This window comes from Chitinophaga ginsengisoli (assembly GCF_003014595.1).
Lineage (GTDB): Bacteria > Bacteroidota > Bacteroidia > Chitinophagales > Chitinophagaceae > Chitinophaga > Chitinophaga ginsengisoli.
The window spans coordinates 69,911-96,740 of the sequence record NZ_PYGK01000016.1 but is presented as its reverse complement, the minus strand read 5'-3'; the positions used below and the strand labels follow the sequence as shown (position 1 = coordinate 96,740).

At 48.3% G+C, this 26,830-nt stretch carries 6 protein-coding genes; 2 read left to right on the top strand and 4 right to left on the bottom strand.

Annotated elements, in window-relative coordinates:
• The first annotated feature begins 1 nt into the window (after position 1).
• Positions 2-6,247, top strand: a complete 6,246-nt coding sequence (locus CLV42_RS27465) for a type I polyketide synthase (RefSeq protein ID WP_106605148.1) — start codon at positions 2-4, stop codon at positions 6,245-6,247.
• Entirely contained in the window at positions 6,247-7,986 is a 1,740-nt protein-coding gene (locus CLV42_RS27460) for a carbamoyltransferase family protein (protein ID WP_106605147.1), read from the top strand. Before CLV42_RS27465 ends, CLV42_RS27460 begins: the two co-directional genes overlap by 1 nt.
• Positions 7,987-7,989: 3 nt before the next feature.
• Here CLV42_RS27460 and CLV42_RS27455 read toward each other — a convergent pair whose 3' ends face one another.
• The 4 genes from CLV42_RS27455 to CLV42_RS27440 are packed head-to-tail and all read right to left on the bottom strand — an operon-like array spanning position 7,990 to position 26,821.
• Complete coding sequence (locus tag CLV42_RS27455; protein WP_106605146.1) at positions 7,990-14,622, bottom strand: non-ribosomal peptide synthetase; 6,633 nt, start codon at positions 14,620-14,622, stop codon at positions 7,990-7,992.
• A 15-nt stretch (positions 14,623-14,637) separates the two neighbouring features.
• Complete coding sequence (locus CLV42_RS27450; protein WP_106605145.1) at positions 14,638-16,455, bottom strand: class II aldolase/adducin family protein; 1,818 nt, start codon at positions 16,453-16,455, stop codon at positions 14,638-14,640.
• A 2-nt stretch (positions 16,456-16,457) separates the two neighbouring features.
• A complete protein-coding gene (locus CLV42_RS27445) occupies positions 16,458-22,556 on the bottom strand; it encodes a non-ribosomal peptide synthetase (RefSeq protein WP_106605144.1) in 6,099 nt (2,032 codons plus the stop codon).
• A 2-nt stretch (positions 22,557-22,558) separates the two neighbouring features.
• Positions 22,559-26,821: a non-ribosomal peptide synthetase gene (locus tag CLV42_RS27440; RefSeq protein ID WP_106605143.1), complete on the bottom strand. Its 4,263-nt coding sequence runs from the start codon at positions 26,819-26,821 to the stop codon at positions 22,559-22,561.
• Positions 26,822-26,830 lie beyond the last annotated feature (9 nt).

The following is a 26,830-nucleotide window of genomic DNA, read 5'->3' as shown; positions in this document are numbered from 1 at the left end:
TATGCACCAAGGCTTTATTCAATTCCCGGACATACATACCGCTATCCTTAACCGCCCTGATCTCCATGAAAGAAAGATCGTTTTCGTTAAAGGAATCGCTGAAGAAGACACACTGACGCACGGACAGCTGATTGATGCGGCTAAAGGATTACTGGGCCATTTCACCCATCATGGTGTAAAAAAGGGAGATGAGTTATTGATACAGACTGATGACAACAGGAAGTTTGTCATTGCCTTCCTGGCCTGTATACTGGGCGGAATCATCGCTGTACCGCTGGCCACAGGTACACAGGATGAACATAAACAAAAGATCAGGAACGCCTGGCGCATCATGAAGCACCCCTTCCTGTTTGCAGATACTGAAAGCTTGTCCAGGCTTGAACAATTTTTTGCTGTAAGTGAAGCACAATGGTGGCAGGACATTCAACCTTTTATAGTACAGTGGACAACAGATATCAAACCTGCACACATTATTCATGCTGCATCCTCTCACGACATTGCTTATCTGCAATTCTCTTCCGGTTCTACCGGACAGCCAAAGGGTATCATGATCTCCCATATGAATGTGCTGAGCAACGTCGACGCCATTGCCAATAGCGCAAATATGAAAGCAGGTGAAACAGGTGTATCCTGGCTGCCGCTCACGCATGACATGGGTCTGGTGGGCTGTGTATTTAAAAGCCTGCTGGTAGGATTTAATCTTGTACTGATCCCTACTGCCCTGTTCATCAGGCATCCCATGATCTGGATGCATAAAGTTGATCAGCACAGGGGCAATATCGGCTACTCTCCAAATTTCGGGTACAAATACTTCCTACAGGATTATGAGAGCAAAAAGCAGGAAGTACAATGGGACCTCAGCTGCCTGAGATCTATCTATAACGGCGCCGAAAGCATCTCCCATCCTTTGATTGAACAATTCGTTACTACACTTAAACCACATAACATCAGCAGTGAGGTGATGTTGCCGGCTTACGGAATGGCGGAGGCCACATTGATGGCGTCCTTTCATCCATCCGGCAAACCTGTTATAACGGTCACAGTGAACAGGTTAAGCCTGCAGCATGAAGGAACTGTTGAATTTGTAGCGGAAGGATCGCCGCAGGCTATTACCCTTGTATCCTGTGGTCAGGCTTCACAATATGTGCAGCTGAGGATTACTGATAAGCGTGACCAGCCCCTTGCAGATGGAAAAACAGGCAATATACAGTTGAAAGGCCTGAGCATTACTACCGGCTACTATCAGCTGGAGGACAAGGATACTTTCTCTGCCGACGGCTGGCTGAAAACCGGAGACACCGGTTTTATTCATGAAGGCAATTTGTATATCGCGGGTCGCGAGAAAGAGATGATCATCATCAACGGGTTGAACTATTACCCTTACGACCTGGAAAGAGTACTGGAGGTAGAAGACGGGAAGCTATTCGGACTTACTAAAACAGCAGCAGCTTCTATACCTGCTGATAATAACGGAGAAGAGCTGGTCATCTTTGTACAATATAGAGGGTCCGAACAACAGTTTGGAGGGATTGCAGAACAGGTCAGGAAGGCTATCCTGAAACACTTCGGTCTTGTAGTAAAAGCAGTGGTACCAGTAAGCCGTATTCCGAAAACGACCAGCGGTAAATTGCAAAGGCGAAAACTGGCAGCCGAATACCTTTCGAAAAAGGCGCCTGCAGCAAGTAAAATATCGCAATACAACACTTATATACAACTGATACAACAGGAAATCACTACCCTATTTGGCATCACTGATATACAAACGGATGTACCGCTGACCGATCTCGGATTTGACTCGCTGAAAGGCACAGAACTGATCAACAGGATCAACCAGGTTACACAATTGAGTTTAAGTCCCACTGTCGTATTTGAATACCCGACCATTCACCGCCTGGCAGAACACCTGGCTACGGTGAAGCAGGAAAAACATATTGTAAACCGGCAAACTGCATTTGAACCGGTAGCAATTATTGGTATGGCTGGCAAATTCCCGGGCGGCGCTAATGATCCGGAAAAGTTATGGGAACTGCTGATCAAAGGTATCGACCCGGTGACCGCCATACCGGTAGAAAGGTGGCAGATGCCAGAGGGTAACAAGGCATTCGCTGCCGGTAGTTTTGTAGATCATCCGGAACTATTTGATGCGGGCTTCTTTGGTATTTCGCCAAAGGAAGCTGCAGCACTGGACCCACAACAGCGTATGCTGCTGGAAACCGCGTTCCTTGCGTTGCAGGATGCGGGTTATCCGCTTCCTGCCATTCAGCACACGGATACAGGGGTGTTCCTTGGTCTTAGCCACAGCGATTATATGCGGGCGCATATCTGTTCTGATGATATGGAAGCCATAGACCCTTATTCCCTGACAGGCACCATCACCAGTACGGCTGCCGGCAGACTGTCTTATTTCTTCGATCTGAATGGGCCTGCCATGGTGATCAATACAGCTTGTTCTTCCTCCCTGGTGGCGATTCACTACGCCTGTAAAAGTTTACAGTCGGGCGACTGCTCCATGGCCATTGCCGGTGGCGTGAACCTGATGCTCGCCCCCGAACCAACAGTCGCGCTGACTCGGATACAGGCATTATCGCCCGATGGCAGATGTAAGACATTTGATGCATCAGCAGACGGTTACGGCCGTGGAGAAGGATGTGCTCTCATTGTGCTGAAACCACTGGCTGCGGCGATAGAGAACGGGGATGCCATACTGGGTGTGATCCGAAGCTCCGCTATCAATCAGGACGGGAAAAGTAACGGGCTCACAGCACCCAACGGACTGGCACAGCAAAGATTGCTGAGCAAAGCGATCTTGCTGGCAGGCATTGCACCAGAAGAAGTTGACTATGTAGAAGCACATGGAACCGGTACTTCCCTGGGCGATCCGCTGGAGGTAGAAGCACTACAACAAGCTTACCGTACCAGCAACAGACAGCATCCACTGTTGACGGGCAGCCTCAAATCCAATATCGGGCACCTGGAATCCGCTGCCGGTATCGCAGGACTGATGAAGATACTGTTGTCCTTCCGGCACCAACAGCTGCCTGGTAATCTTCATTTTCATCGGCCCAACCCACTGATACCCTGGAACACGGCACAGATAAAAGTAGTTGACCAACCTGTTAGCTGGCCCGCAGATAAAAGAAGGATCGCAGGCCTCAGTTCATTTGGTTTCAGCGGTACCAATGCCCATGCTATCATAGAGGCCCCTGCCGCTACCCACTATACGTCGCCCGATAAGGGTAGTTATGTCTGCACCTTGTCAGCTCATTCCGTAGCTGCGCTGAAAGAAATGGTGCATGATCTGCAGCAATATATCAACCGTACAACAGACACTATCGGGGATATTACTTACAATATCAACAGGAGGAATAATCTCCTACCTTATCACTGGCATTGTGTAACAAACAGCAAAGAACACCTTGCTGCCTCATTGGCAAAGTTCTCCGAGGAACAGGCCGTATATAGCAAACAAGCAAAACAAGTGCTTGGGTTCCAGTTTACCGGACAGGGCTCACAGTACACTGGCATGGGAAAAGAGCTGTATGAATACTACCCCGTTTTCCGCCAGGCGGTAGATGAATGTAGTCAACTGTACGCAAAACATAACAACAGTATCTCCCTCTCGGATATCCTCTTTAAAGAAGATCCTGATAAACGGATCGATCAGACACGCTTTACACAACCAGCACTCTTCTGTCTGTCCTATGCATTGTCTGTTTTGTATAAGAGTTTCGGTATCACTCCGGCGATAGCTATGGGGCACAGCATAGGAGAATTCACCGCATGGTGTGTGGCAGGATTACTACACCTGGAAGACGCCATTATGTTGATCAGCGACAGAGCAAGACTGATGCAGGAACTACCGGCAGGCACGGGTATGCTATCGCTGAATGTCTCAGAAGCAAAGACAAGGGAATTGATAACAGCATCCGGGCTTGACCTGTATATAGCCTGTGTAAATGCACCGCAGCAAACAGTGGTATCCGGAAAAGCAGATCAGCTGCAACAGTTGAAGAACAACCTGAAAGATGTTGCCGGTGCACCGTTGAATGTATCGCATGCATTCCACTCTCCTTTAATGGCACCTGCAGCAGCAGCGCTGATGCAGACGTCAGCAAAGATCCGGCGTGGACAAGCGGCTATTCCCGTCATATCCAATATTACAGGGCATGTTTTGAGTGAAACACAGCAACAGGATCCTGCCTACTGGTCGCAACACATGTTGCAGGCCGTGAGGTATAACGATTCTATTCATTCAATACAGCAGTCAGGGTGCACGATATGCCTGGAGCTGGGCCCACAGCCGGTATTGACCAATATGGTCAGCAACCTGCAACTGTCTTCCATAGAAGCTATTCCTTCGTTAAGAAGGGGTAAATCTGCCGTTGCCCAGTTCCTGGAAAGCCTGGCCGTCCTGCAAAGGAACGGTATACGGGTAGATTGGAAACAAGGAGAGAATGGCTACCAGCTACAGCATCTGGCCATGGCGCCGTATCCATTCCAACGCAGGAAATACTGGATGCCTTTGTTTGTAGCCGGACAAGGGAAGCTGACCACATCAGCAGATACCTATGCAAACACCATTTCTGAACTGGTATATAAACAGATCCAGCCAGAAGAAACCTCCGGGGTCAACCTACACATGATCCTTTATGATCAGCAGCAGGAGATGGCGGAAAGCTGGCAGCAGCAATTGCGGGCAGCAGGTATGGACACTGTTATTGCTCCGGTTACGGCAATACCTGCAATAAGCCCGGAGATGACGGTGTGTTATCTCTCTAACCAGTTTGATGCCAGGGCGACCATCATTGATCAGCAGGAGCTGTTACAGGTGGTTGCCCTCACAGAAAAGATCCGGCTGGCTTCCTGCGAAAGATTTATCATCATTACGAATAACGTACACCAGCATCATGCAGCCGTCAATCTGCAAAGTAGTATGCTGTGGGGATTCTTCATTTCCCTGAAACACGAACTTGAACATGTACAGCTCCATATCATAGATATCAGCACAAACGAATATGATACTGCACTGTTGCTTATCAGTCAGCAGCTACCCGTCACGGGCTTACAATTTTTGATCAGGGATGGTCAATGGTTCATTCCTGCATTGGAAGAACAGCCCATTGTTCAAAAGGCACCAGCACTTTCCATTCAGAAGGACAATACTTACCTCGTCACCGGTGGCTTCGGAAGCCTCGGTACATTAGCTGTACAATGGCTGATACAAAAGGGCGCACGGCATATTGTGATCACCGGCAGAAGCCCCTTAAAAGAGATCCTGCATTCCCAATGGGAACAGCAGGGTTGCAAGGTGACCTATATACGGATGAATGCAGGTGAGCCATTACAACAACGACTACTGGCGGCTGGTATTACCAACGTTAAAGGCATTATTCATACTGCAGGAACGATCAATGATAAGCTGCTGATATCACATACAACCGAGAGCTTTACATCGATATTTGAAGGCAAAGTGCAGCATGCCTGGGAACTGCATCAGCTAAGTCAGCAATGGCAACCGGACTTCTTTGTGCTGTTCTCCTCCACCGTATCCCTGACAGGTAATGCCGGCCAAACGAACTATAGTGCCGCCAATTACCTGCTGAATACACTGGCGCTATTGCGCAAAGCACAGCATTTACCCTGTGTCAGCATCTGCTGGGGGCCCTGGAAACATTCTGCTATGGCGGCATCACTTGTCTCCCATTTTGAACAGCTGGGCGTACGTCCCTTTGAAAGCCGGGAAGGGATCAGACTGATGGAATCACTGATCAATACCCGGGGTGCCGTATATGCCGCTTTAAATATCACCCCGGGACAAGCATTTCCAGACTGGTTACAGCCCTATCTCCCTGCCGAATGGTATCAGACATCGCAGGAGGACAATGCGGCGGAAAAAACGGCTGTATTGCCCGGAGATAAGGAAGGCATGCTGGAACTGGTAAAAGCATTGGCAAAAGAGGTATTGGGACTTACACAGGATGAACCCCTGATAACTGACCGGCCTTATTTTGAAACAGGGTTTGACTCCATCATGCTTAGCACTCTTAAAAATAAGCTGGTGGCGGTTACCGGTCTTACCATTCCCATGTCTCACTTCTTTCAGTATCCGACCATAGCTGCCCTATCAGGCTATCTTTTCTCAGCCATCAATAAAACCGCCGTTGATCATGAAGACCTGCTGATTGCCGAGATCAGCATGATCTCTGATGAGGAAATCGCAAACATCCTAAATGAATATAAAGTGTAATGGAAACATACTACATCGGTCTTTCAAATACATTCCACGACTCCTCTATTGCTATTATGAACAATCAGGGAGAGGTCTTATTCGCAGAAGCGACAGAGCGGAAGCTGCAATACAAACGGGGCCTGAGCTGTCCTGCCGACAACTTCGACATCGGCCGCACACTGAAAAAGTACTGTAAAAGAGGCGCTTCCTTTGTAGTAGCCACTTCATGGAGCCAGGACTACCTGCAGTTCCTGGACAGGCTGGAAAGACTGGGATTCTTCTCGGAAAAGAGCCTGACGAATCCCCTGTTGCAACTGCCCTCCAGGTATATCTTTTCCAAGGCTTCCATTTACACAATCCTCAAACTGCAGCATCAGTACCAGAAAAATGCCGGCACGGGTATCCTGCTAGCCTTACAGCAACACTTCCCAGAAAGCAGGGCAAGCTTCCGCAGCTATTCCCATCACCTGGCGCATGCTGCCTACGCCTGTTATACCAGCCCCTACGACAATGCTGCCTGTGCCGTTATAGACGGATATGGGGAAGGCGGTTCCATCTCCATTTACCATTATGAACAGGACAAACTGAAGGAGGTCAGACTACATAAAGGACCACAAAGTCTGGGCTGGCTGTATGAAATGATCACCACTTTATGCGGGTTCGACTGGTTTACCGGTGAGGAATGGAAAGTAATGGGGCTTGCACCTTACGGCAAGATCATTCCGGAGGCATATAAGCTCATCAAGGAATTATGCCGCTATGAAAACCTGCGGCTACATTATCCTCCTGTAGAAAGGATCACTGCTATATTAAGAGAACTGGACGCATTCAAACGGGCACCCGACAGTGATCCATGGACGGCGGCTGATCTGGCTTTTACCGGACAGACCTGTTTCGCTGAATTGACTACGGCTATGCTGAAAGATGTGGAAGCCCTGAAGCTCTCGCCTAATCTTGTCATCGGCGGTGGCTGCGGACTGAATTCTTCCTTTAACGGAACGGTGACCAGCACCACCGGCTTCCGCAAACTATTCGTGCCTTCTGCACCTGCCGATGATGGCAATTCGATAGGCGCCGCCATGCTGGCACTCAAAGAAGATAATCCTGCACTAAAACTGGGTAGCAGATCTTTCTTTACACCCTACCTGGGTTCCACTATCCAGGAAGAAGCCATCAAACGGATGTTACAATTAGGAAAGGTCAGCAATATCCGCCACCTGCCGCTCAGTATCCATAAAGAAACAGCGGCAAAACTGGCTGAGGGTAAACTGGTAGCCTGGGTACAGGGAAGAGCGGAATTCGGTCCGCGGTCCCTCGGTAATCGTAGTATCCTCGCCGATCCCAGACCCGAAGACATGAAGAACAAGATCAACTCCATGGTGAAGTTCAGGGAAGAATTCCGTCCCTTTGCGCCATCTATCTTACATGAATTCGGAGATACCTACTTTGAGAATTATCAGGAAACACCGTATATGGAGCGTACGCTTATTTTCAGGAAAGAAGTGAAGAGTAAAGTACCCGCTGTTGTCCATGCTAATCACACCGGCAGACTGCAGACAGTGAAAAAAGAATGGAATGCCTCTTATTATAAGCTCATCAAATCGTTCTATGATATCACAGGCATCCCCATTGTACTCAATACGAGTTTAAACATCATGGGGAAACCTATTCTGCATTCACTGGAAGACGCCATCGGGATGTTTTATACTACAGGCCTGGATGTGCTGGTAGTGAATGATTATATGATTGAGAAGTAAATACTAGCGGAATATTTCCTGAAGGATCTCCATGTATACCTGTATGTTCTGCGGCAGATATTCGCGGTCGAGCATGGATACATGGGGACCTTTTCCTTTATACACCATTACCCTGCCTGTAGTTACTTCCTCCCAGGCAGACCAGCGTGCTACATTGTTACTGTTCTCTTCTGAGCTGATGTAGTATATGTCAGCTTGTACCATTCCGTTATCTATCAGCTGATGGATAAACCGGGTAGAAGCCTCAATGCGGTGGCGCATTACGGTTGCCATTTCAGGAGAGCTGATCACCGCTTTTGCTCTCGGATCATCCAGGTAATCTGTAGCGATCTGGCTGATCATTGATTCTTCCAGCGGCTCCGCTGCCATGAAACGTCTTGAATCCAGGAACACTAATGCGCGTACACTCCTTCCGACTTTCTCCAGTGCCTGCACTACATGATATCCCAGGCTTCCGCCGGCGGAGAACCCGCAGAAAACAAGCGGCCCAATGGGCTGCAGTTCCTGCACTATCGCAGCCATTTTTGCTATAGTGTCCCCTTCAACGAAGTTAATACCGATTACCCGGAAGCCATCCAGCTGTTCCGCCAGCTTTCCAAACCCTATTGCATAACCGACTGCAGGCGGGAAAAAGAATAATGTTTTATTTGCAGGCCCATCTTTCAATACTACATAGTCTGCCTCTACCTGCAGGTTCATGCCTTCCATATATTGCCTGATGCACACTGCAAAGTCTTTCAGCACAGGATCCTGGTACAGCTGTGTCACAGGCAACCTTACATTGAATTTCGCCTGCACGGCACTGATGATACGGAAAGACATCAGGCTGTGGCCTCCACATTCAAAGAAGTTATCCTGCGGGGAAACAGGCCGTCCCAGCTCCCGGCTCCATAATTCCATCAGGTATTGTTCTATTTCATTGTCACTCTCGGCAACAGGAGCAGTGGCGACAGGTGGTGGCAGCTTACTTTTATCCACCTTGCCATTGGCCGTCAATGGCATTGCATCGACAGGAATGAAATATTGCGGAATAAAATGAGCTGGAAGCGTCAATGCCAGGAATGCACGGAGCTCTTTTACAGGCAGCGGCTCTCCTTTAAATATAATATAGGCAGCAAGAGAAGTCGTCCCTGTCACATCAACAGGGATCACGCAGGCCTGCCTGATGGCCGGATGCTCCAGTAAGCGGCAGACTATTTCACCTGGTTCTATACGATAACCACGTACTTTTACCTGGTCATCTATCCTTCCCCCAAACTCCAGTACACCACCAGGTAACCAGCGACCAAGATCGCCGCTCCTGTACAGTTTCCCTTCATCGTTCAGAGGATGAGTGATGAATTTCATATTTGTTAGTTCCCGATTATTATAATACCCGGCAGATACACCGTCCCCACCTACACAGATCTCTCCGAAAACACCCTCCGGGCAAAGCAGCAACTCCTTATTCATAATGTATACGGCCGCTCCCGGCAATGGTGTACCAATATAGGAACTTCCATTGGCCTGTAATATTTCTTCATCCGTAACCTGGTGCCAGGTAACATGTACTGTAGTTTCCGTTATACCATACAGGTTATACAATGCCACCTGCTCATGTTGCGGGACATTCAGCCACCTGCGCAGTTTAGTAAAATCAAGCATATCTCCACCAAAGATCACCATTCGCAGGTCACTGATCCTGATCATATCCAGCAGCCCGTAAAATGAAGAGGGTGTCTGGTTAAGAATGGTGATACCTTTCTCTTCCAGCAAGCGACAGAACAGGCCTGCATCCCGCACCTGGTCACGATCAGGGATATAGAGCGATCCTCCATTTACCAGTGCACCATAGATTTCCCATACAGAAAAATCAAATGCGGCAGAATGCGCCATGATCCATTTGTCTGTAGGGGAAAAGTCCAACCAGGGTTCCTGTTGCAGGAACAGGTGTTGCAGATTACTATGTTTTACCTGGCAGCCTTTAGGTTTTCCAGTCGAACCCGAAGTATAAATAATGTAAGCGATATCATCACCGCTGATGGCCGGCATCTTTACAGCCAGTATAACAGGCGGCACTCCTTCCATTAAAATTAGCGGCACGCCGCTCAATGTGCTTGAAAATGCACGGTTGCTGATCATAGCTTTCGCTTCACAATCAACGGCAATATACATTTTCCTGTCTTCCGGATATTCAACATCTACGGGAACGTATGTGCCACCCGCCTTTAGTACCGCCAGCATTGCGATAACCAATTCTACAGAGGGAGGAAGACAGATCAACACACGATCCCCCTTGCTGATATTATGTTTACTTATCAGCCATCCTGCCAACCGTTGCACCTGCAACTGCATATCGGAGTAAGAAACGACCTGGTGCTCATCTTCCAGCGCAGTCTTCTGAGGACAGACAATGGTAATCGCTTCAATAGCGGTAACAATGTTCACAGCAGGATCATAACTGCCATAGGGTTCTCCTGCTTTCAGTAATGCAAGCCGCTCCTGCTCAGGTACGATGTCAAGCTCAGTTACCTGTCCCTCAGGATCATCCACCATGTTTTGCAACACCTGTACAAGACAGTCCCCTATTTTCACAATAGCATCGTCTGTATACTTATTCCTGTCGTACATGAAATTAACTATGCAGGAACTACCGGGGTATACTACTACAGCCAGCGGATACCCTACCTGTGCTGCCCCATTTTCCGAAGCAACGGAGATATTGGTATTGGCTATAGATTTTTCCATATTACTCAGCGGGTAATTTTCAAATATCAGCACATGGTCCAGCAAGTCTTTTTTAAGTGTTGAACAAGCCTGTATTTCCGCCAGTGAAAGATATTGATGCTCCTGAATATCAAACAGGTAATTCCTTGCTGCAGCCAGCAAGGAAGCAATACTATGCTCCTCCCAGCAGATACGTACGGGGAGTGTATTGATAAAAAGCCCCAGTAAATCCTCAAACCCTTCCATCTCATATGGTCTGCCCGCTACAGTTACACCAAATACAACATCACTGGTATTATTGTAATTACCTAACAAAATACCCCAGGCCACCTGCATGAAAATGCTGGCAGTCAGCTTTAATTTCGTGCACAAAGCACTGATTTGTGCGGTCAGCCCGGCAGATAAGGTAAGCGCATACTCGCCAGCATCATAGGCGCCATGCCGTACACCTGCAGCAGGGATCGTTGCCAGGGTATCATACCCTTTCAGGTAACTGCTCCAGAATGCACGGGAAGCTGTAAGGTCTTTTCCCTGTATCCAGTCAAGGTACCTCGTAAATGAAGTAGACTTTCTCCAGATATGCTCCCGCCCCATACACAAGGCCTCATAACAGGCTAATATCTGCAGTATGATCAGTTGGAAACACCATCCATCCATGATAATATGATGATAGGCCAACAGCAACTGCGCCCCCTCTGGCTGAAGGAATATTTTCACTTTCAACACCGGCCCTGCCGACAGGTCAAACCCATCTTCCAGCCATTTCTTTTTAGTACCGGCTACATCATCACTTTCTGTTATTTCCACCGGCGAAGTTTCATCATTGCTGATCGTGCAGTAGAAATAATGATCTTCGCCCGTGAAGAAACGGAGACGTAAGATGTCAAACTGCTGTATAGCACTGTCAATCGCCTTTTTCATCAATTCCGGCTGTAATTCTCCTGTAATGTGAAAATGCCTGATGATATAATTGGCGGCAGATTCCGGGAATACCTTGTAGTGATAATACATGGCTTCCTGCATGGGTAAAAGACGGTAATGACCAGCCATGGGTTTCCCTGGCCTCAGGTGGGTTGCCAATGTACTTACCGTAGTATAGTTGAATATATCAGGCAACTGGCAATGCAGGCCTTTCCTGTTCAGTTTCGCCACTATCTGAATAGCCTTGATGGAATCTCCGCCTGATGCAAAGAAATCACTGTCTGCATGGATATGGAGCCCCAATACTTCGGACCATATCCCTGCAATAATGCTCTCAGTAGCATTCAACTGATTATCGCCCGAAGGCTGCTTATCCAGGTACTGATAAGGATCCGGGAACCTGCTCTCATCTACCTTGCCGTTTGCCGTAAGAGGCAATTTATCCAGGGGGATAAAGAAGGCTGGTACCATATATTCAGGCAGCACTTTCAGGAGCTCCTTACGCCAGGCAGCTTGATTTATTTCATTATCCGCCAGATAATAACAGACCAATTCTTCTCCGAATGAGTGGGACGGTATCAGGCGGAGGAACACTTCGCTCACTTCCGGGTATTGTAATGCCTTGCGGATCTCTCCCAGCTCTACCCTGTGCCCGTGGATCTTTACCTGATTGTCTTTTCTTCCCTCCAGGCATACCGTGCCATCTCCCATCCAGTACCCCATATCGCCGGAATGATATACCTGCACAGTTCTGCCGTTCAGTATAATTTCCCTGAACTTTTCGCTGTTCAACGTTTCGCGGTTGTAATATCCTTTGCTCAGGCCTTTACCCGCTATCACTATCTCGCCTTTTTCACCAGGCACACAAAACGCGCCTGCCTCGTTTACAATAAACACTTCATTACCACTGACCGGTTTCCCTACCACAGGTTTAGCGGCAAAATCCGGCAGGCTTACAGGTTGATACAAAGTCCCGATAGTAGTCTCCGTTGGACCATAATGATTGACGAACTGTATATCCGGCTTTATTGCAGCAAAACGTTGTATACCTGCAATATCTATTTGCTCTCCACCGGAAAACACCAGGCGCAGGGAGGAATCTTTTAATGTTGTTACATTCTCTGCCTGCAGAAGCAGATAACAAATGGAAGGCGTCAGCTTCAGAAAAGTGATCTGCTGCTCCCCGATATAAGATACTATCCAATCCGCGTCCTGTCTTTTCTCCGCAGGAATGATGTGTATAGCCGCACCGGTGGTCAGGCATCCCCATAGGCTGGTATAGCCCAGGTCATAGGCATAAGAAGCCTGTAGTATACTCTGATCATCGGGTGTCAGCTGAAATGTATCACTCAGCCATTCGGTATAGTTCAGCAGGTTATTACCGCTGACCATAACTCCTTTCGGCGTGCCCGTAGTACCGGATGTATAGATCATACAGGCCGTTTCATCGCCATTAAGCTGAGGGGGAACAAACAATAGATCCTGCTGTTTCCAGAGTTGTTTAAAGCGTATTGTTTGTATATGGTAGTCAGGTTGTTCTTCGTTGATCAACAGGCAGTGCAAGGGGGCGTCTGACAGGATCCGCTGAATCCTGGCAGGCGGATTGCCCGCATCTATGGGCACATATGCAGCACCTAGTTTCATAATGGCCAGCAAGGCCACCGGCAGCCAGTGATCTTCCGGCATCATGACGCCGACAAAATCACCAGCGCTAACACCATAATGGTCAGTCAGTGCAGCGGCTGCTCTATCTGAATAATCCTCCAGTTCCTTGTAACTAAGGCTCCCTGACAAACTACGCACAGCAGTGTGCTCAGGAAATTGTAATGCAATTGCCCTACAGGCATCCACAATATGTAAGAACCGGCTTTCTGCTTTGACACCTGTTCCGCAGACATTCTCCGCAAATGATGTACGGAAAAGACCGAGTTGATTTCCTCCTCTACGGTCGGTTAACAGTGCGACATACAGCTCCTGCATCTGCCGGATATCCGCTGCCCTGAAATAACCAGGATGATAGAGGAATATCACCTTTATTCCTCCATTGTCATTGACTACCTGGCATTTCAGCTTCCTACCCTGCAGCCATTGCAGTCCTTCTGCTGTACTATTCAGCGACAGGTAAGCAAACTGGTAATCGAATACCTGTTCTGCTGCATGATAGAACTGGAAAGCCTGCATATTGTGCAGGATATCTGGTGCTACCAACGATGGACCATAAGTGCAGGGCAATACCTTACTCAACAAACCGACAGTATTCTTCAGTTCATCAAACTCCCTCCCATGACATTCCACACCTATAACGAACGACTCATTATCTGTCAGCAGCTGCAACATATCAAGAAAGCTGGCCAGGAAGATACTTTCTTCATCTTCTATATGACCACTCAGTTCAACTGGCAATACAACAGTACTTATCGCAGCTTCCTGCTGATGACCATCGTATTTCAGTTCGTTACGCAATAACGGTTGTACACCTTTATACTGTCCATTCCAGAAGGCAGAAGGCTCTGTCAGGTCTTCATTTTCCTGCAGCTGATGCTGCCATTCCGCGTATTGCAGGTAGCCTATCTCCTCATCCGGTGTAACTCCCTTCTCCATCATATCGCTAAGCTGCTGCTGTATGATATACAGACTGCTGATATCTCCCACCAGCGGATTTACCAGCATGGTCACCTTTATTTCATTCTCCCCCTGCTGCAGGAACACACATACTGCCGGGTCTCCAGCGCTGATCCTCTCCAGGTCTGCGGACAGAAACCGCTCTCCGGAGAACGAGATGGTCACTTCCTGTGCGGCCGACTGCAACCATTCACCCTGCTCACTTTCATGAATAGATAGCTTTAAAGCCTCATAACAGTCCAGCAATTGTACGATGGACAACTCCACATCTCTCAGCGTAAAGCGATCCGGCAATGAGAAAACGAGCCTGTTATAAAAAAGTTCGCTCTTAGAAAGCAGCAGGGATTGTTGCTGGGAGGATAACCTGTATGCAAACGCGGTGTTCATTGTCTCTTCAGTTTATTAAAGCGGTTTATATTGGATCAGGTCGGGGTAAAAACGCTCTGCCTTTCGCATATAAGCATCAAATTCAATCTGCAGGCCTAGTGGGTTAGCGATCCATTGCCGGGTAAGCCGGGCCACGGCCGGATCTACCAGCTTCACATTGCCGGTACGCATAGCCATCAGGTTGGCGGCGCAGGCCTGCTCTGCTGTTATCATGAGGATGGCCGCTGTTTCCAGTTCTGCTGCCATGGTAAGGGTACCATGATTACGCAGCAACAGCGTATGATTACTGCCGGCAGCGGCTACTAATTGCTGTCCCTCAGACAGGGACAATACCGGACCGTTATATTCGTCGTACAATGCGTGATCCTCAAAGAACATACAACACGTCTGGTTCACCGGCTGTATCGGCCGGCCGAGAGAAGCATATAAGGTAGCATTCGGCGAATGCGTATGCACGATACAATGTGTATCCGGCCGTCCCTGGTGCAGGGCTGCATGGATACAGAAACCAGCTACATTCACCGGGTAGTCGCCCTCCAGTACATTTCCCTTTCCATCTACAGTGATCAGGTTATCAGGCGTCACCTCCTCAAAGAAAAGCCCGAATGGGTTCACCCAGAAAGCATCTTCCCTGCCCGGCACTTTCATGGAGATATGCCCGCTGATACCTTCGTCCAGTTTCTCCATCGCCAGTATACGATACAGTGCCGCCAGCCGGTAACGCAGCCAGGGGATCGTCTGCGGACGCTCTTTTTTGCCGAAAAAAGCAGCAGTATTGCGACGGGTATTTCCTACCACATTTGCAGTACCATTAACAGGATCAGACATCGCCACCAATACCTTACGACTACCGGTAAAGGGCTTCCTGCTATGCGCAAACCGCATATTATCCAGCAACAGCACATCCCCGCTTTCCCAGGGGAATATGATGCCTGCTTCTTCGTACGCAGTCATTACGGTATCAAAATCCTTCCTTGTCAGGGCAGTACCGTCTCCCAGGAAGCTGTTCCTGGGTACATTCTCTTCACCCAATAAACTCACCAGTGAAGTACGTGTGTCTTCATCGAGGTTCATTAGATTAAACAGGTGGGCCTGATTAAACCAGACCTTTTCTCCTGTTACCGGGTGTATGGCAATCGCCTGTGCAGTGTAGCTGGTCTGTAGTACATCGCTGTCCTTCCATTGAAAGCTCATACCTCTCTTTTCACAGTATTGACCCACCTCTTCCCGGCTGTCGGTACCAAATACTTTCTGCCAGCTCAGGTCTATCTCTTTATGAAAAGTGCGTACATAACGCACGCCGGAACGTTCAAATTTTTCCCTTATGGCCGCAGGTATCAACCTATATACCAATGAGGAATCGGCAATAGGCGTCTCTCCTCCTGAAGCTGCGCTTTCCTGGCAATAGAACCATATCTTGCCCGGCCAGGTACTGGTGTAGGAATGTTCATTATGGAAGGGGATCGCTCTTTCCTTCGGATATTCTGTAGATGTATAGACTTTATCTCCCACCTTGGTACGGGGTGTGGAAGGCTCTGCGTAGTCCAGCATGCGGGTAGCATATAACTGGCAGATCTGTTGAAAATCATCTTCATCACCAATGGCAAATCCACGGAAAAGAATAGCGCCATATTCCCTGTATAGCTTATCCAGTTGCGCCTTATTCCCCTGTACCCATTCCCTTAGCTGTAAGCCTGTATTAAAGGCATTCAGCAGTACATACGGCGTACCATGTTCATTACCGCGTACGATCTCCTGTCGTACAGTCCGTTCCCGCTGCACCGGACGGGGCACAGTACGCTTCAATGACTGTAAAATATCCTGGTTTTTCATATTCACTTTTTCATGCTTTTTAGTAATTCGTGCGACTTCGTTTTGAGCTTCACCGCTGTATCATCCCAATGATGTATAAGCAGGACATCCACTACGGCCTCTTCCTGCTCACAGAGCTGTTCAAGTAACTGTTCCCATTGTTTCACATAGGAGATAATCACTGCCCGGGTATACTTCCCTGCTTTATATTCCACATTGAGCGACAAGCTATTCCTGTATGGCTGCACGGTAAAACTGAGGTCAAACTTGCTGCCTTCCATCACCACGGCTATCTCTTCTGCTTCGATGCTGTTCTGCTGCTGTTCCCGTGTACCGAAGTCATTATATACAAAGCGGGTATTGATGTATTCAGATAGTTGTATGCCACTCTCTTTCTTCACTAGTGCAGACAATTCATCGAAAGAGATATCCATATGGTTCATATCCTGTCTGATGCCTGCTGCGAAGTCCTGCAAGGCCTTCCTGACAGTCGCCTGTCTGTCCACGTTTACTACCACCGGCAGCATATTCACGAAGAAACCTACTACAGGCTCCATACTGGTATTTGTTCTTCCAGACACAGAACTGCCTATTACAAAATGACCGGTACCCGATAGCTTTGCCTGCAGTAATGAAAAGCTGAATAACAGTAACTGGAAGTCAGTGACCTGTCGCCTCCTGGCCAGCTGCAATACCTTCTGCGCGAGCTGTTCCGGTAAGACGTGGTGTAAGGTGATGCCCTCTACCTCCTCATCAGCAGCCATATAAGGGAATACTGAATGCGCTATACCAGCCGTGATCTTCTTCCGCCAATAGACCATAGCGCTTTCCGTCACCGCCTGTGACTGACCCGACATCCATTGTGCGATATCTACATAACGTAAGGGCAGCGGTGCCAGTGAAGCAGCTGTACCTGCCAGCTTGGCCTCGTAGATACTTAACAGGTCTGCCAGCAGCACGCCAATAGACCAGCCATCAGCGATGATATGATGGAGGTTGATCACCATATAAAAATACTGATCGTCGCTTTCCATGATCAGTACCCGGAACAATGGCGCCTGATCAAGTTTAAAGGGTGTATTACTGAACACTTTCGCCAGGTCCATGATCTCTTCAACAGACCGCTTTCCACCGAGGAAGGTGAGGTATGCGGAAGGTTCAGGGAGTTCTTTCAATTCCACCACCGGCCCGTTCTCCTGTAAGGTGAAAGCCGCCCGTAGTTGATCATGCCGCTGTACAAGCGCTTCGAAAGCAGCTTCCAGTATATCTCTTTTCAAAGGGGTAGATACTTTGAACGCGGTCGTCATATTGTAGGAGATATTGTCCGGCTCGCGCTGTTGCAGGAACCATAACCTCCGTTGTAAAGGCGATACACTATAGAAGGCTTGTTCTCCTACATGCGGAATGACATACGTAGCCCTGTGTTGTTGTGAAGCCACATACATAGATAGATCATACAGCCGTGGATGTTTGAACACATCAAATAAGCTGATAGGTATATTGAACTGCTCCCTGATCCTGCTTACCAGTTTAATAGCCAGCAGGCTTTGTCCGCCGGAGAGGAAGAAGTCATCCTCAGGCGATACCGTTTTGAGTTTCAGTACTTCTCTGAATAGTTCCGCTACTTTCTCTTCCACATCTGCAGGCACTTGTATCACCGTTGGCGGAGTATAACTCACCGTTCCTGTACCAGCACCCATTGGAGGGGTCAACACCTGCAAATCGGCAATTGCCACATCCTGCAACATAGGGAAAGACTGTAACAGCGTACAGAAGGCATTATATAAGTGTACAGGCAATGCCGCGTCCACCAGGTGGGTGGCATGAATAAAGGACAGTGCGAACGTGTTGTCTACCTCTGTTATTTCGATGCTCAGGTCAAAACGTGCGCCTGATTGAGCCGCCGGGTCGAGTCCTTCGCGGGTGGCAGTTCCTTCTGCGGCTACCACATAGTTAAAGAGGATATTGAATAAAGGATGCTTACTACCATATCTTGATAGCTGCTTATCTCGTAATATATGCGCAGGCGGATACCAGGAATGTTCCATCACCTGGGCCAGCCGGATGCCCGTTGTATGTACATATTCACCGAAGGAAGCTGCCGGATCCATTCTTGCATAAAACGGCAGTGTGCTCACCATAAAGCCGGTCACATCCTGCATTTCGTCCGTCATCCTGTTGGAGAATGGCAGTCCGCAAAGCAGCTGGTTATCTTCTGTATATCCTGACAATACGATATGAAAAGCGGAGAAGATCAGGGTGAAATCTGTTACGCCCAGCTTAGCAGATAAAGACCTGATCCTCTGTACAACAGCAGGTGGCAATACCGGGCGGAATACTGTTCCTTCAAAAGGAGAACCATGCGGATCTTTAGCCGCAGGCAGGGAGGACATCGGGGCTAGCTGTTCCAGATACTTACCCCACCATGCCTTATCCTGCTGGTATAGTTCACCTTTCAGATAAGTGTTATGATACCACATGGCCACATCGTGGTACTGTAACACAGGTGGCTGCATTGGCTCCTGTTTATAAAAGCGCATGAGGTCTGCTACGAATATGGTATTTGACAGTTCATCCGTAATAAGATGATGCATATCCAGCAGGAGATAGAAAGTATTATTATGCTGTAACAGGTACAATCTGAACAACGGCACCTGGTGGATGTCTATCACCACCCGCTGTTCATTGAAAGCCTGCAGTGGCAATAAACGGGGCAATTCAGTAGCCCTGATACTGCCTGAGCGTACGAACGCATCATACACTTCTTTTACCGACAGTATCTGCTGCAATACCTGGTCATCTTTCTCAATAAACCTGGTACGCAATACAGAGTACCTTTCCAGCAATTTTGCGAGTGCCAGTAACAGGCGCTGTTCTTCCGGTTTCTGATCAAGTCTGATCAGGGCAGGTACATAATAACTGAACCCTATGTCCGGCAGACTGTCCAATACATAGATACTTTCCTGTGAAGGCATTAACGGCAGGGTATCCGGGGCAGCAGCACTTGTTATACTCGCTGCCTTTGAAGGACTGGCAGCTTTAATATAGGCGGATAATTTATCCAGCGTAGCATGCTGCAATATATCCGGTAAGGAGATCTGTACACCAAAGTTTCGCTTTATGGCAGACATCATCCTGACGGCCGTCAGGCTATGTGCACCATTGGCAAAAAAGTCTTTCTCAGGGTCGACGGCATGACCTATTACCTGTGCCCATACCTGTAAGAGTCTGGTGGCTGTTTCGTCGTTCTCCAGCCTCCGTAGTACAGGTTCGTGCTCCTCCTGTTCTTTTAGCAAAGCAGACAACTGCTTACGGTTGATCTTTCCACTATTCAGACGGGGAATCTCTTCTATCCGTTTGAACCCTGAAGGGATCATATAAACTGGAAGTTGCTTTGTCATGGTTGACCGGATAAGGGCAACGGGAACATCTTCCCCTGTATAGAACGCATACAGGAAAGAAGCGCCATCTTCTCTTTTCATCAGTAATACTACTGCTTCTTTAATGCCGGGTACCAGCAGGAGTTTCGCCTCTATATCACCGGGCTCTATACGTTGCCCGTTCAGTTTCACCTGCTGGTCTATCCTGCCCAGGTACACCAGTTCTCCCTCATCATTCCACATAGCCAGATCGCCTGTTTTATACATGCGCGCATTTTCAACAAAGGGATCTGCCAGAAACTTCTCTGCCGTCAGTTGCTCCCTGCCGATATATCCCCTGGCTACTCCCGTCCCTGCAATGCACAGTTCCCCGCTTATCCATGGCGGCAGCAAGGCCTGGTGCTCGTCAAGAATATAGGCCCTTGTATTCAGCAGTGGTTTACCTATGGGTACGTACCGGTACGCGTCCTTCCAGGGAGAACAGGTAAAGCCTGTACAGTCAACCGTAGCCTCTGTGGGGCCGTACAGGTTCACCAGGATAGTACCTGTATGCTGGTAGATATGCTCATTGAATTGTTGCATGGCCGCATATAACAGCGCCTCCCCACTCGCAAATACAAAACGCAACCCCGCACAGTCGTCCACCATTTTTTCATGGATAACTGTCTCCATAAACAGCGCCAGCATAGACGGCACAAAGTGTGTCACCGTTACACGATGATCCTTGATGGTACGCACGATCTCATAGGGCTCGATCTCTTTGCCCGGCGCCAGGAAAAAGGTGGTACAACCTGAAAATAACCAGTGAAACAATTCCCACACAGACACATCGAAGCCTATACTTGTTTTCTGCAGGATGCAATCATCTTTTGATAACGGAAAGTCCTGCTGCATCCAGTACATCCTGTTCACCACAGCACTATGCTCAACCACCACCCCTTTAGGCATACCGGTAGAACCGGATGTATAGATGATATAAACGGGGTCAGTTACCAGAGGCATGATCATCGGACTATATTCTGTCAACGGTGCGTTTTTTACCGCTTCCATATCAATGTAGGGCACTTCGGTTTGTATCAGGGGATCACCCCAGCCTAAGACAATCTTCACACCGGCATCCTGCAATACAAAGGCAATACGGTCTTCCGGCATCCTCAGATCAATCGGCACATAAGTACCAGCCCGCTTTAATATAGACATAATCGCTACCTCCAGCCATACAGAGCGCTTACAGCATATGGCGACAGTATCGCCTCTGCCTACCCCTGCCTGTGCCAGTGCATGCTGTACGGCATTACTGTAGGCCTCCAGGTCTTCTATCGACAGGCAGTGTTCTTCGTCTTTAATCCTCACCGGAGAATGTTTCTCCAACAGCTCATAGTAGAATGATAACAATGTCTTATCTGCCGGGAAGTAGCCGTCTGTATTATTGAAACTACGGATCAGCTCATTCGTCTGTTTATCTCCCCATAGTTTAATATCAGACAACCTTTTACCCTCGCCAATACCCTCCACCACCTGCTCGCCAATCACTACCAGGTGATCCAGCACCTGCCGGATAAGGGCCTGCGGATATCTGTCTACATTGAAAGAGATGCGCCATAGGAGTTGTTTACCAGCAGAGATATGCACGGACAAAGGATAGTTGGTACGGTCAAACACCTCTGATCCGAAGATCTTTCCCTCTGCCAGCCGTGCTTCATCATATGGATAATCTTCCACTGCCACTACGTGATCAAACAGCTCTCCATCCACACCGGCCTGACGCCTGATATCAGGAACAGAACAATATTGGTAAGGCAGGCTACTGATAAAACGGCTGGAAATACTGCTGAAATATTCGTCTATAGCTATATCATCATCCGTATGAAAAGGAAATGGAACAGTATTGATACACATGCCAACAATATCACCGGCATTGGCAATGCCTATTTCACGGCCTGACACAGTAAGCCCCGCTATGACCTTCTTCTGCCGGCAATAACGGGACAACAATATTCCCCAGATACCATACAGAATGGTATTAATGCTCACCTGTAAGCCCGCAGCAGCTTGCTTCAACCGGCTACTCAGTACTTCGCTGAATGTTGTCTGCAGCGATACCTGCTCCATATTGAGAGAAGGCTGCATGAAGGATTCAGTCAGAGTACCGGGCAGGAAGTCCGGTTCTATGGCGAGGTGGTCCAGCCAGTACTGTGTTACAGTATCCTGCTGTTGTTGTGACAGATAGGCTGTTACGCCCGTAAATGATACAGGGTCTTTTAATATTGTCTTGCCATGGTACAGGGCAATCAGTTCATTCATCACGATGGCAAAGCTCCAGCCATCGAGTATGATATGATGAAAGGAGATCACCAGGCGGGAGCTGTCTCCTATATGTAAGATGGCTACTCTGAACAAGGTATCTGTGAGTATATCGAAAGCACGTTCCCGGTCTGCCTGCAGAAAATCTGCCACCTGGTCTTCCTGTTCCAGCGATTGGTATATCAATTCCGGCGTTACTTCGTCCATGATCACTTGTACGGGCCTTACCCCTTTGTCAGCTACGAAACGGAGCCTTAAAGCATCATGACGCTGCATGATAATTGCCAGGCTGTTACGAAAACGTTCCACATCTACTCCCCCCGGCATCGTAAAGCTGTACTGTTCAAAATAAGCCTGCCTGTCTGTTTTAGCAAGGGCATGAAACAACAATCCTTCTTGCAGGGGAGTCAATATCTGTATACTTTTTATATTGCCCATATTTATAGTGAATTATAGATCTCTTCCAATTCCTGTTCATTCAGCCCAAGCGCCGCTGTTCCGGATACCTTCTTTTTAAACATGCCATCTCCTTTCCCCAATGCATCAATGAACTGTTCAAGACATGCGATATACTTCCCGAGCAACTGCGTAGTAGCCTCTTTTGTAAATAATGACCGGTGATAAGATAGACTTACCTGCAACGCGCCCTCTGAAATGATCAGCGTAAAGTAGAGCGCTGAAGGCATGTAGATGGCTGGCCCTACATTCTGTTGTAGCGGCGACAAGGGATGAATAGTGAACAGCTGTGCATCTCCTGTATCATGTTGTCCGAGGTAATTGAAGGTGATCAATGGTTCAAGACCCTGATTGTTCCCGGGCAGTTCTCCCAGGTATCGCTGACAGAGATATCCTTCTCCATTGCCGGGTACTTTTTCCAGTGCAGCAATAGTTTGCTGGATCCCGCTATACATATGTTCTGCAGGGAGACAAGGCAATACTATCGGGTACTTCATCGTAAACCAGCCCACTGTTTCCGCAAAGGAAGCCGCATCTTCAGTACTGTTCCTGCCGTGCGATTCCAGGTACAGGGTAACGACGGATCTGCCGCTCCATTTATATATGGCACTGGTCAGCGCAGCCAGTTGTAATTCCTGTATAGTGACGTTCATCTTATGTAAAGGCAGGGATAGCAAATGCCGCGTGCTAGCTGCAGATAATGCCTCATGCAGGTGATCAAAATGCTGATAGGTTTTCTGTACAGGGGCCAGATCGGTCCAATCATCCGCAACTGTTGCCTCCATCTCCATCCAGTAAGACATTTCCTGTACAGTAAGACTATCCGCCTTTTTCCTCAATGCCTGCGACCATCTCAGGTAAGAGCCGTATGCATGTTCCCGCTGTCCCTCGTTACCTGATAACTGTTCGAGGATAATCCGCCAGGAGACCCCATCAACGATAAGGTGATGCGCCAGCAGGAACACATAATCGGCTTCTTCTCCGTGGAATAATATGCAACGGAACAGCGGTCCTGTTTCCAGGTCAAACTGCTGCTGCCAGTACTTTGTCTGTCCTTTCAGATCGTAGGCTTCCTGTTCAACAAAGATTCCATCCAGCGTAACAGCCGCAGGCAGTACCTGCTGTATACGCTCATTCCCTGACAAAGGGAAATTGGTACGCAGGGCGGCATGATATTGCCACAAACGGTTCACTGCTGTTTTAAGATCATCCACAGCTATCTTTCCCGCAGCCTGTAGTAAAACTGATTGATTATAATAATGCAGGTCGGCAGTATTATCCCTGAAAAACTTGATCTGCAAAGGCGTAAGCGGGATTGTTCCTCCGGCTGTCAGTTCATCTGCCGGGATATTGTCTGCTTCTTTCAGATAGTTCACCAGCTGTGAAATAGTAGGAAACCGCAGTATGTCTCCTACCTGTAGCATCCAGCCTTTCTCTCTCATCTTTGCCACTACCTGTATGGCCTTTATAGAGTCGCCACCGATGCCCAGGAAATGATCATGGATACCTACCGGCGTTTTCTGTAATACCGCCTCCCATACCTGCGCCAACAGCTTTTCCTGCGGCGTGTTGGGAAGCACGACCTCCTGCCTGTTGCGCACTTCTTCCGGAGAAGGCAATGCAGCAATATCCAGTTTGCCGTTCGCATTGATGGGGAACCGGTCCAATGCAATAAGGCAGGCAGGATGCATGTATACCGGCAATTGCAACACCATTTCCTTCCTGATGGCAGCAGCCAGTTCAGGAGCGCCCACATAATAGGCCACAAGTTCTTCCTGACGAATGATCACAAATGCATCCTGTACGCCAGTTACGCTTCGTATAAGAGCAGTTATTTCACCCCGTTCTATACGATGGCCCCGCAGCTTGATCATGTCGTCATTACGGCCAGTATAACAGATATTGCCATCAGGTAACCAGTACCCTTTGTCGCCCGTCTTGTATAAGCCATTTACAAAACGTGCGGCGGTTTTTGCTTCATCATGAAAATATCCTGCGCCCACTGTACTGCCGCCGATCCAGATCTCTCCCTCTATACCCGGTGTACAGGGTTCCATCTGTGTATCCAGGATGCTGACACTTGTATTGCTGATTGGTTTGCCTATCAGTATATCATTGAATGATGCCGGCACATCCCATACAATGCAGCCTACGGTACACTCCGTAGGACCATATTCATTGTAGATCTTCATCCCAGGATGTAATGCACGCAGGATGGCGATATCACTTTCCTGTAACGCTTCTCCCCCTACAATGCAGGTATCTACCGCAGTATGTTTGATATCCAGGTGTGGCAGCATGCGGATATGGGAAGGTGTCAGCTTGATGGCATTCATTGTACTGAAAGCATTCCGCAGATGTACGCTCACATCTGCATCCTCTTCGCAGATATACAATATAGCGCCCCTCAACAAGGTGCAGAAGACAGTTGTAACGGTCAGGTCAAATGCGATTGGTGTAAACAATGGCATGGTACCCGAAGGATGATTGGAGAAATAGTAATTGCCTGCCCAACGGGTATAATGCAACAGATTACTCATGGTAATGATACAACCTTTGGGCTGTCCTGTTGTACCCGAAGTATACAGTATATACACCGGCTGATCCGGCTGCCAGCGGGGTAACTGTCTCCTGACCTCAATAAGGGCGGCCTGTTGAAACAGTTCTTCCGGAGAGATACTGTTGTCTGTCTCCGCATCATCTGTAATAGCCAGCCTGGCTTCGGATTGCTGCATGATATATTGAATCCTGGCTGCAGGATACTGTTTATCAGCCGGGATATAAGTTGCCCCGCTAAGCATTACTCCCCAGATAACAGGCAATAACTTCTCTGTGCGGTCCATATTGATCAGAATCCTGTCGCCTGGCTGTATACCATGTTGCACGATCAATACTTCCGCTACTTGTCTTGACTGCTGCAACAAATCCCGGTAGCTCATACTCCCACCATTCCATTCAAGTGCTATATGATCAGGATAACGGCCAGCAGTGGCCATGAAAGTATCCGTAACAGGAACAAAGTCAAAAGGGATCTCCGCACCGAACAGGGGCTGTATGTCCGCCCTGCTGACTATTATTTCGCCGGAAATAAAACGGCTGACGTAGTCCAGTAAAGTCTGCCGGATCCATTCCAGTGACGCCGGCGCAATAGCATTTTTATCTGCCTGTAACACGATCCTGGTGGTACTGGCGGTATCTTCTGCAAAGAAGGAGAGTATAAAGGGCTCATGACAGGAAAGGCTATCCACGCAAACCGGCATCTCTACCAATACACCACCGGGAAAATGATCCCGTTCCAGGTATTCAAAACTGCAGGTACAGCTGTTGTTAGCAGTATCTGCATTAAACTGTTCCCGGTACAGGTCAAAACGTTCCCGCTTTCCCTTCAGTTTTACAAGGTCCTGCATGTCTTCCTTACGGAAATTGCCATAAATACCCTTTGCAAAGGGACCGGGTATCTGCTTAAACTCATCAAACTGACGGCCTGATGATATATATACGGCGGCGCCCGTACCTTGTTTCAGGTAGAGAGATGTGACGTTTGTCCATGCCCAGTACCAGATATCAGCGGGTGTGACACCCTTTTCCGCGGCTACCTGCTCTAATTGTTCAAGCAGGATCTCTCCCGCCTGCAGGTTGGTGGTGATATAAGAAGTATATACGGGATTGTCTTTTCCTTCCTGTAGTGTCAGCGTTCCGCCGCTCTGTATAGGCTCCTGCTCCAGGTCGGATGACAATTCCGGATTTTCCTCCAAAGCGCTTTCCAGCCATTCCACATACTGAATGAACTGCAGGGGCTCTTCCTCCGGCGCATCTGCGGTTACAAGCTGTTGTACCAGATAGCGTAAAGACCAGCTATCCAGCCATACAGTGGGAGCAATTATGCCCAGGTAAGCCGGTCCTCCCTCCTCGTCATTGAATATGACCAGCCTGATCTCACCATTTTCAGGCGCAGCTATACGCTGCCATTCGCCAATCACCGCTTTCTCATCATTACTGGTATCAGCAATGACGGTCAATGTAGTCTGATCTTCCTCCTCCACTTCCTGGAAAGGGATACTGACATTATTAGTATACGTGCTGACAGTTCTTAATATACCATGCCGGCTTACCAGCTGTTCCCACCTGCTGATGATATCATGTGCAACAGGTCTGGTGATCCGGAATAAAGCCCTGTGTAACAATGCCTGATCCCACTTAAGACTGAAGTACTTTTTCTGTACGGGAGATATACAATGGGTACTCATAGTAAAACG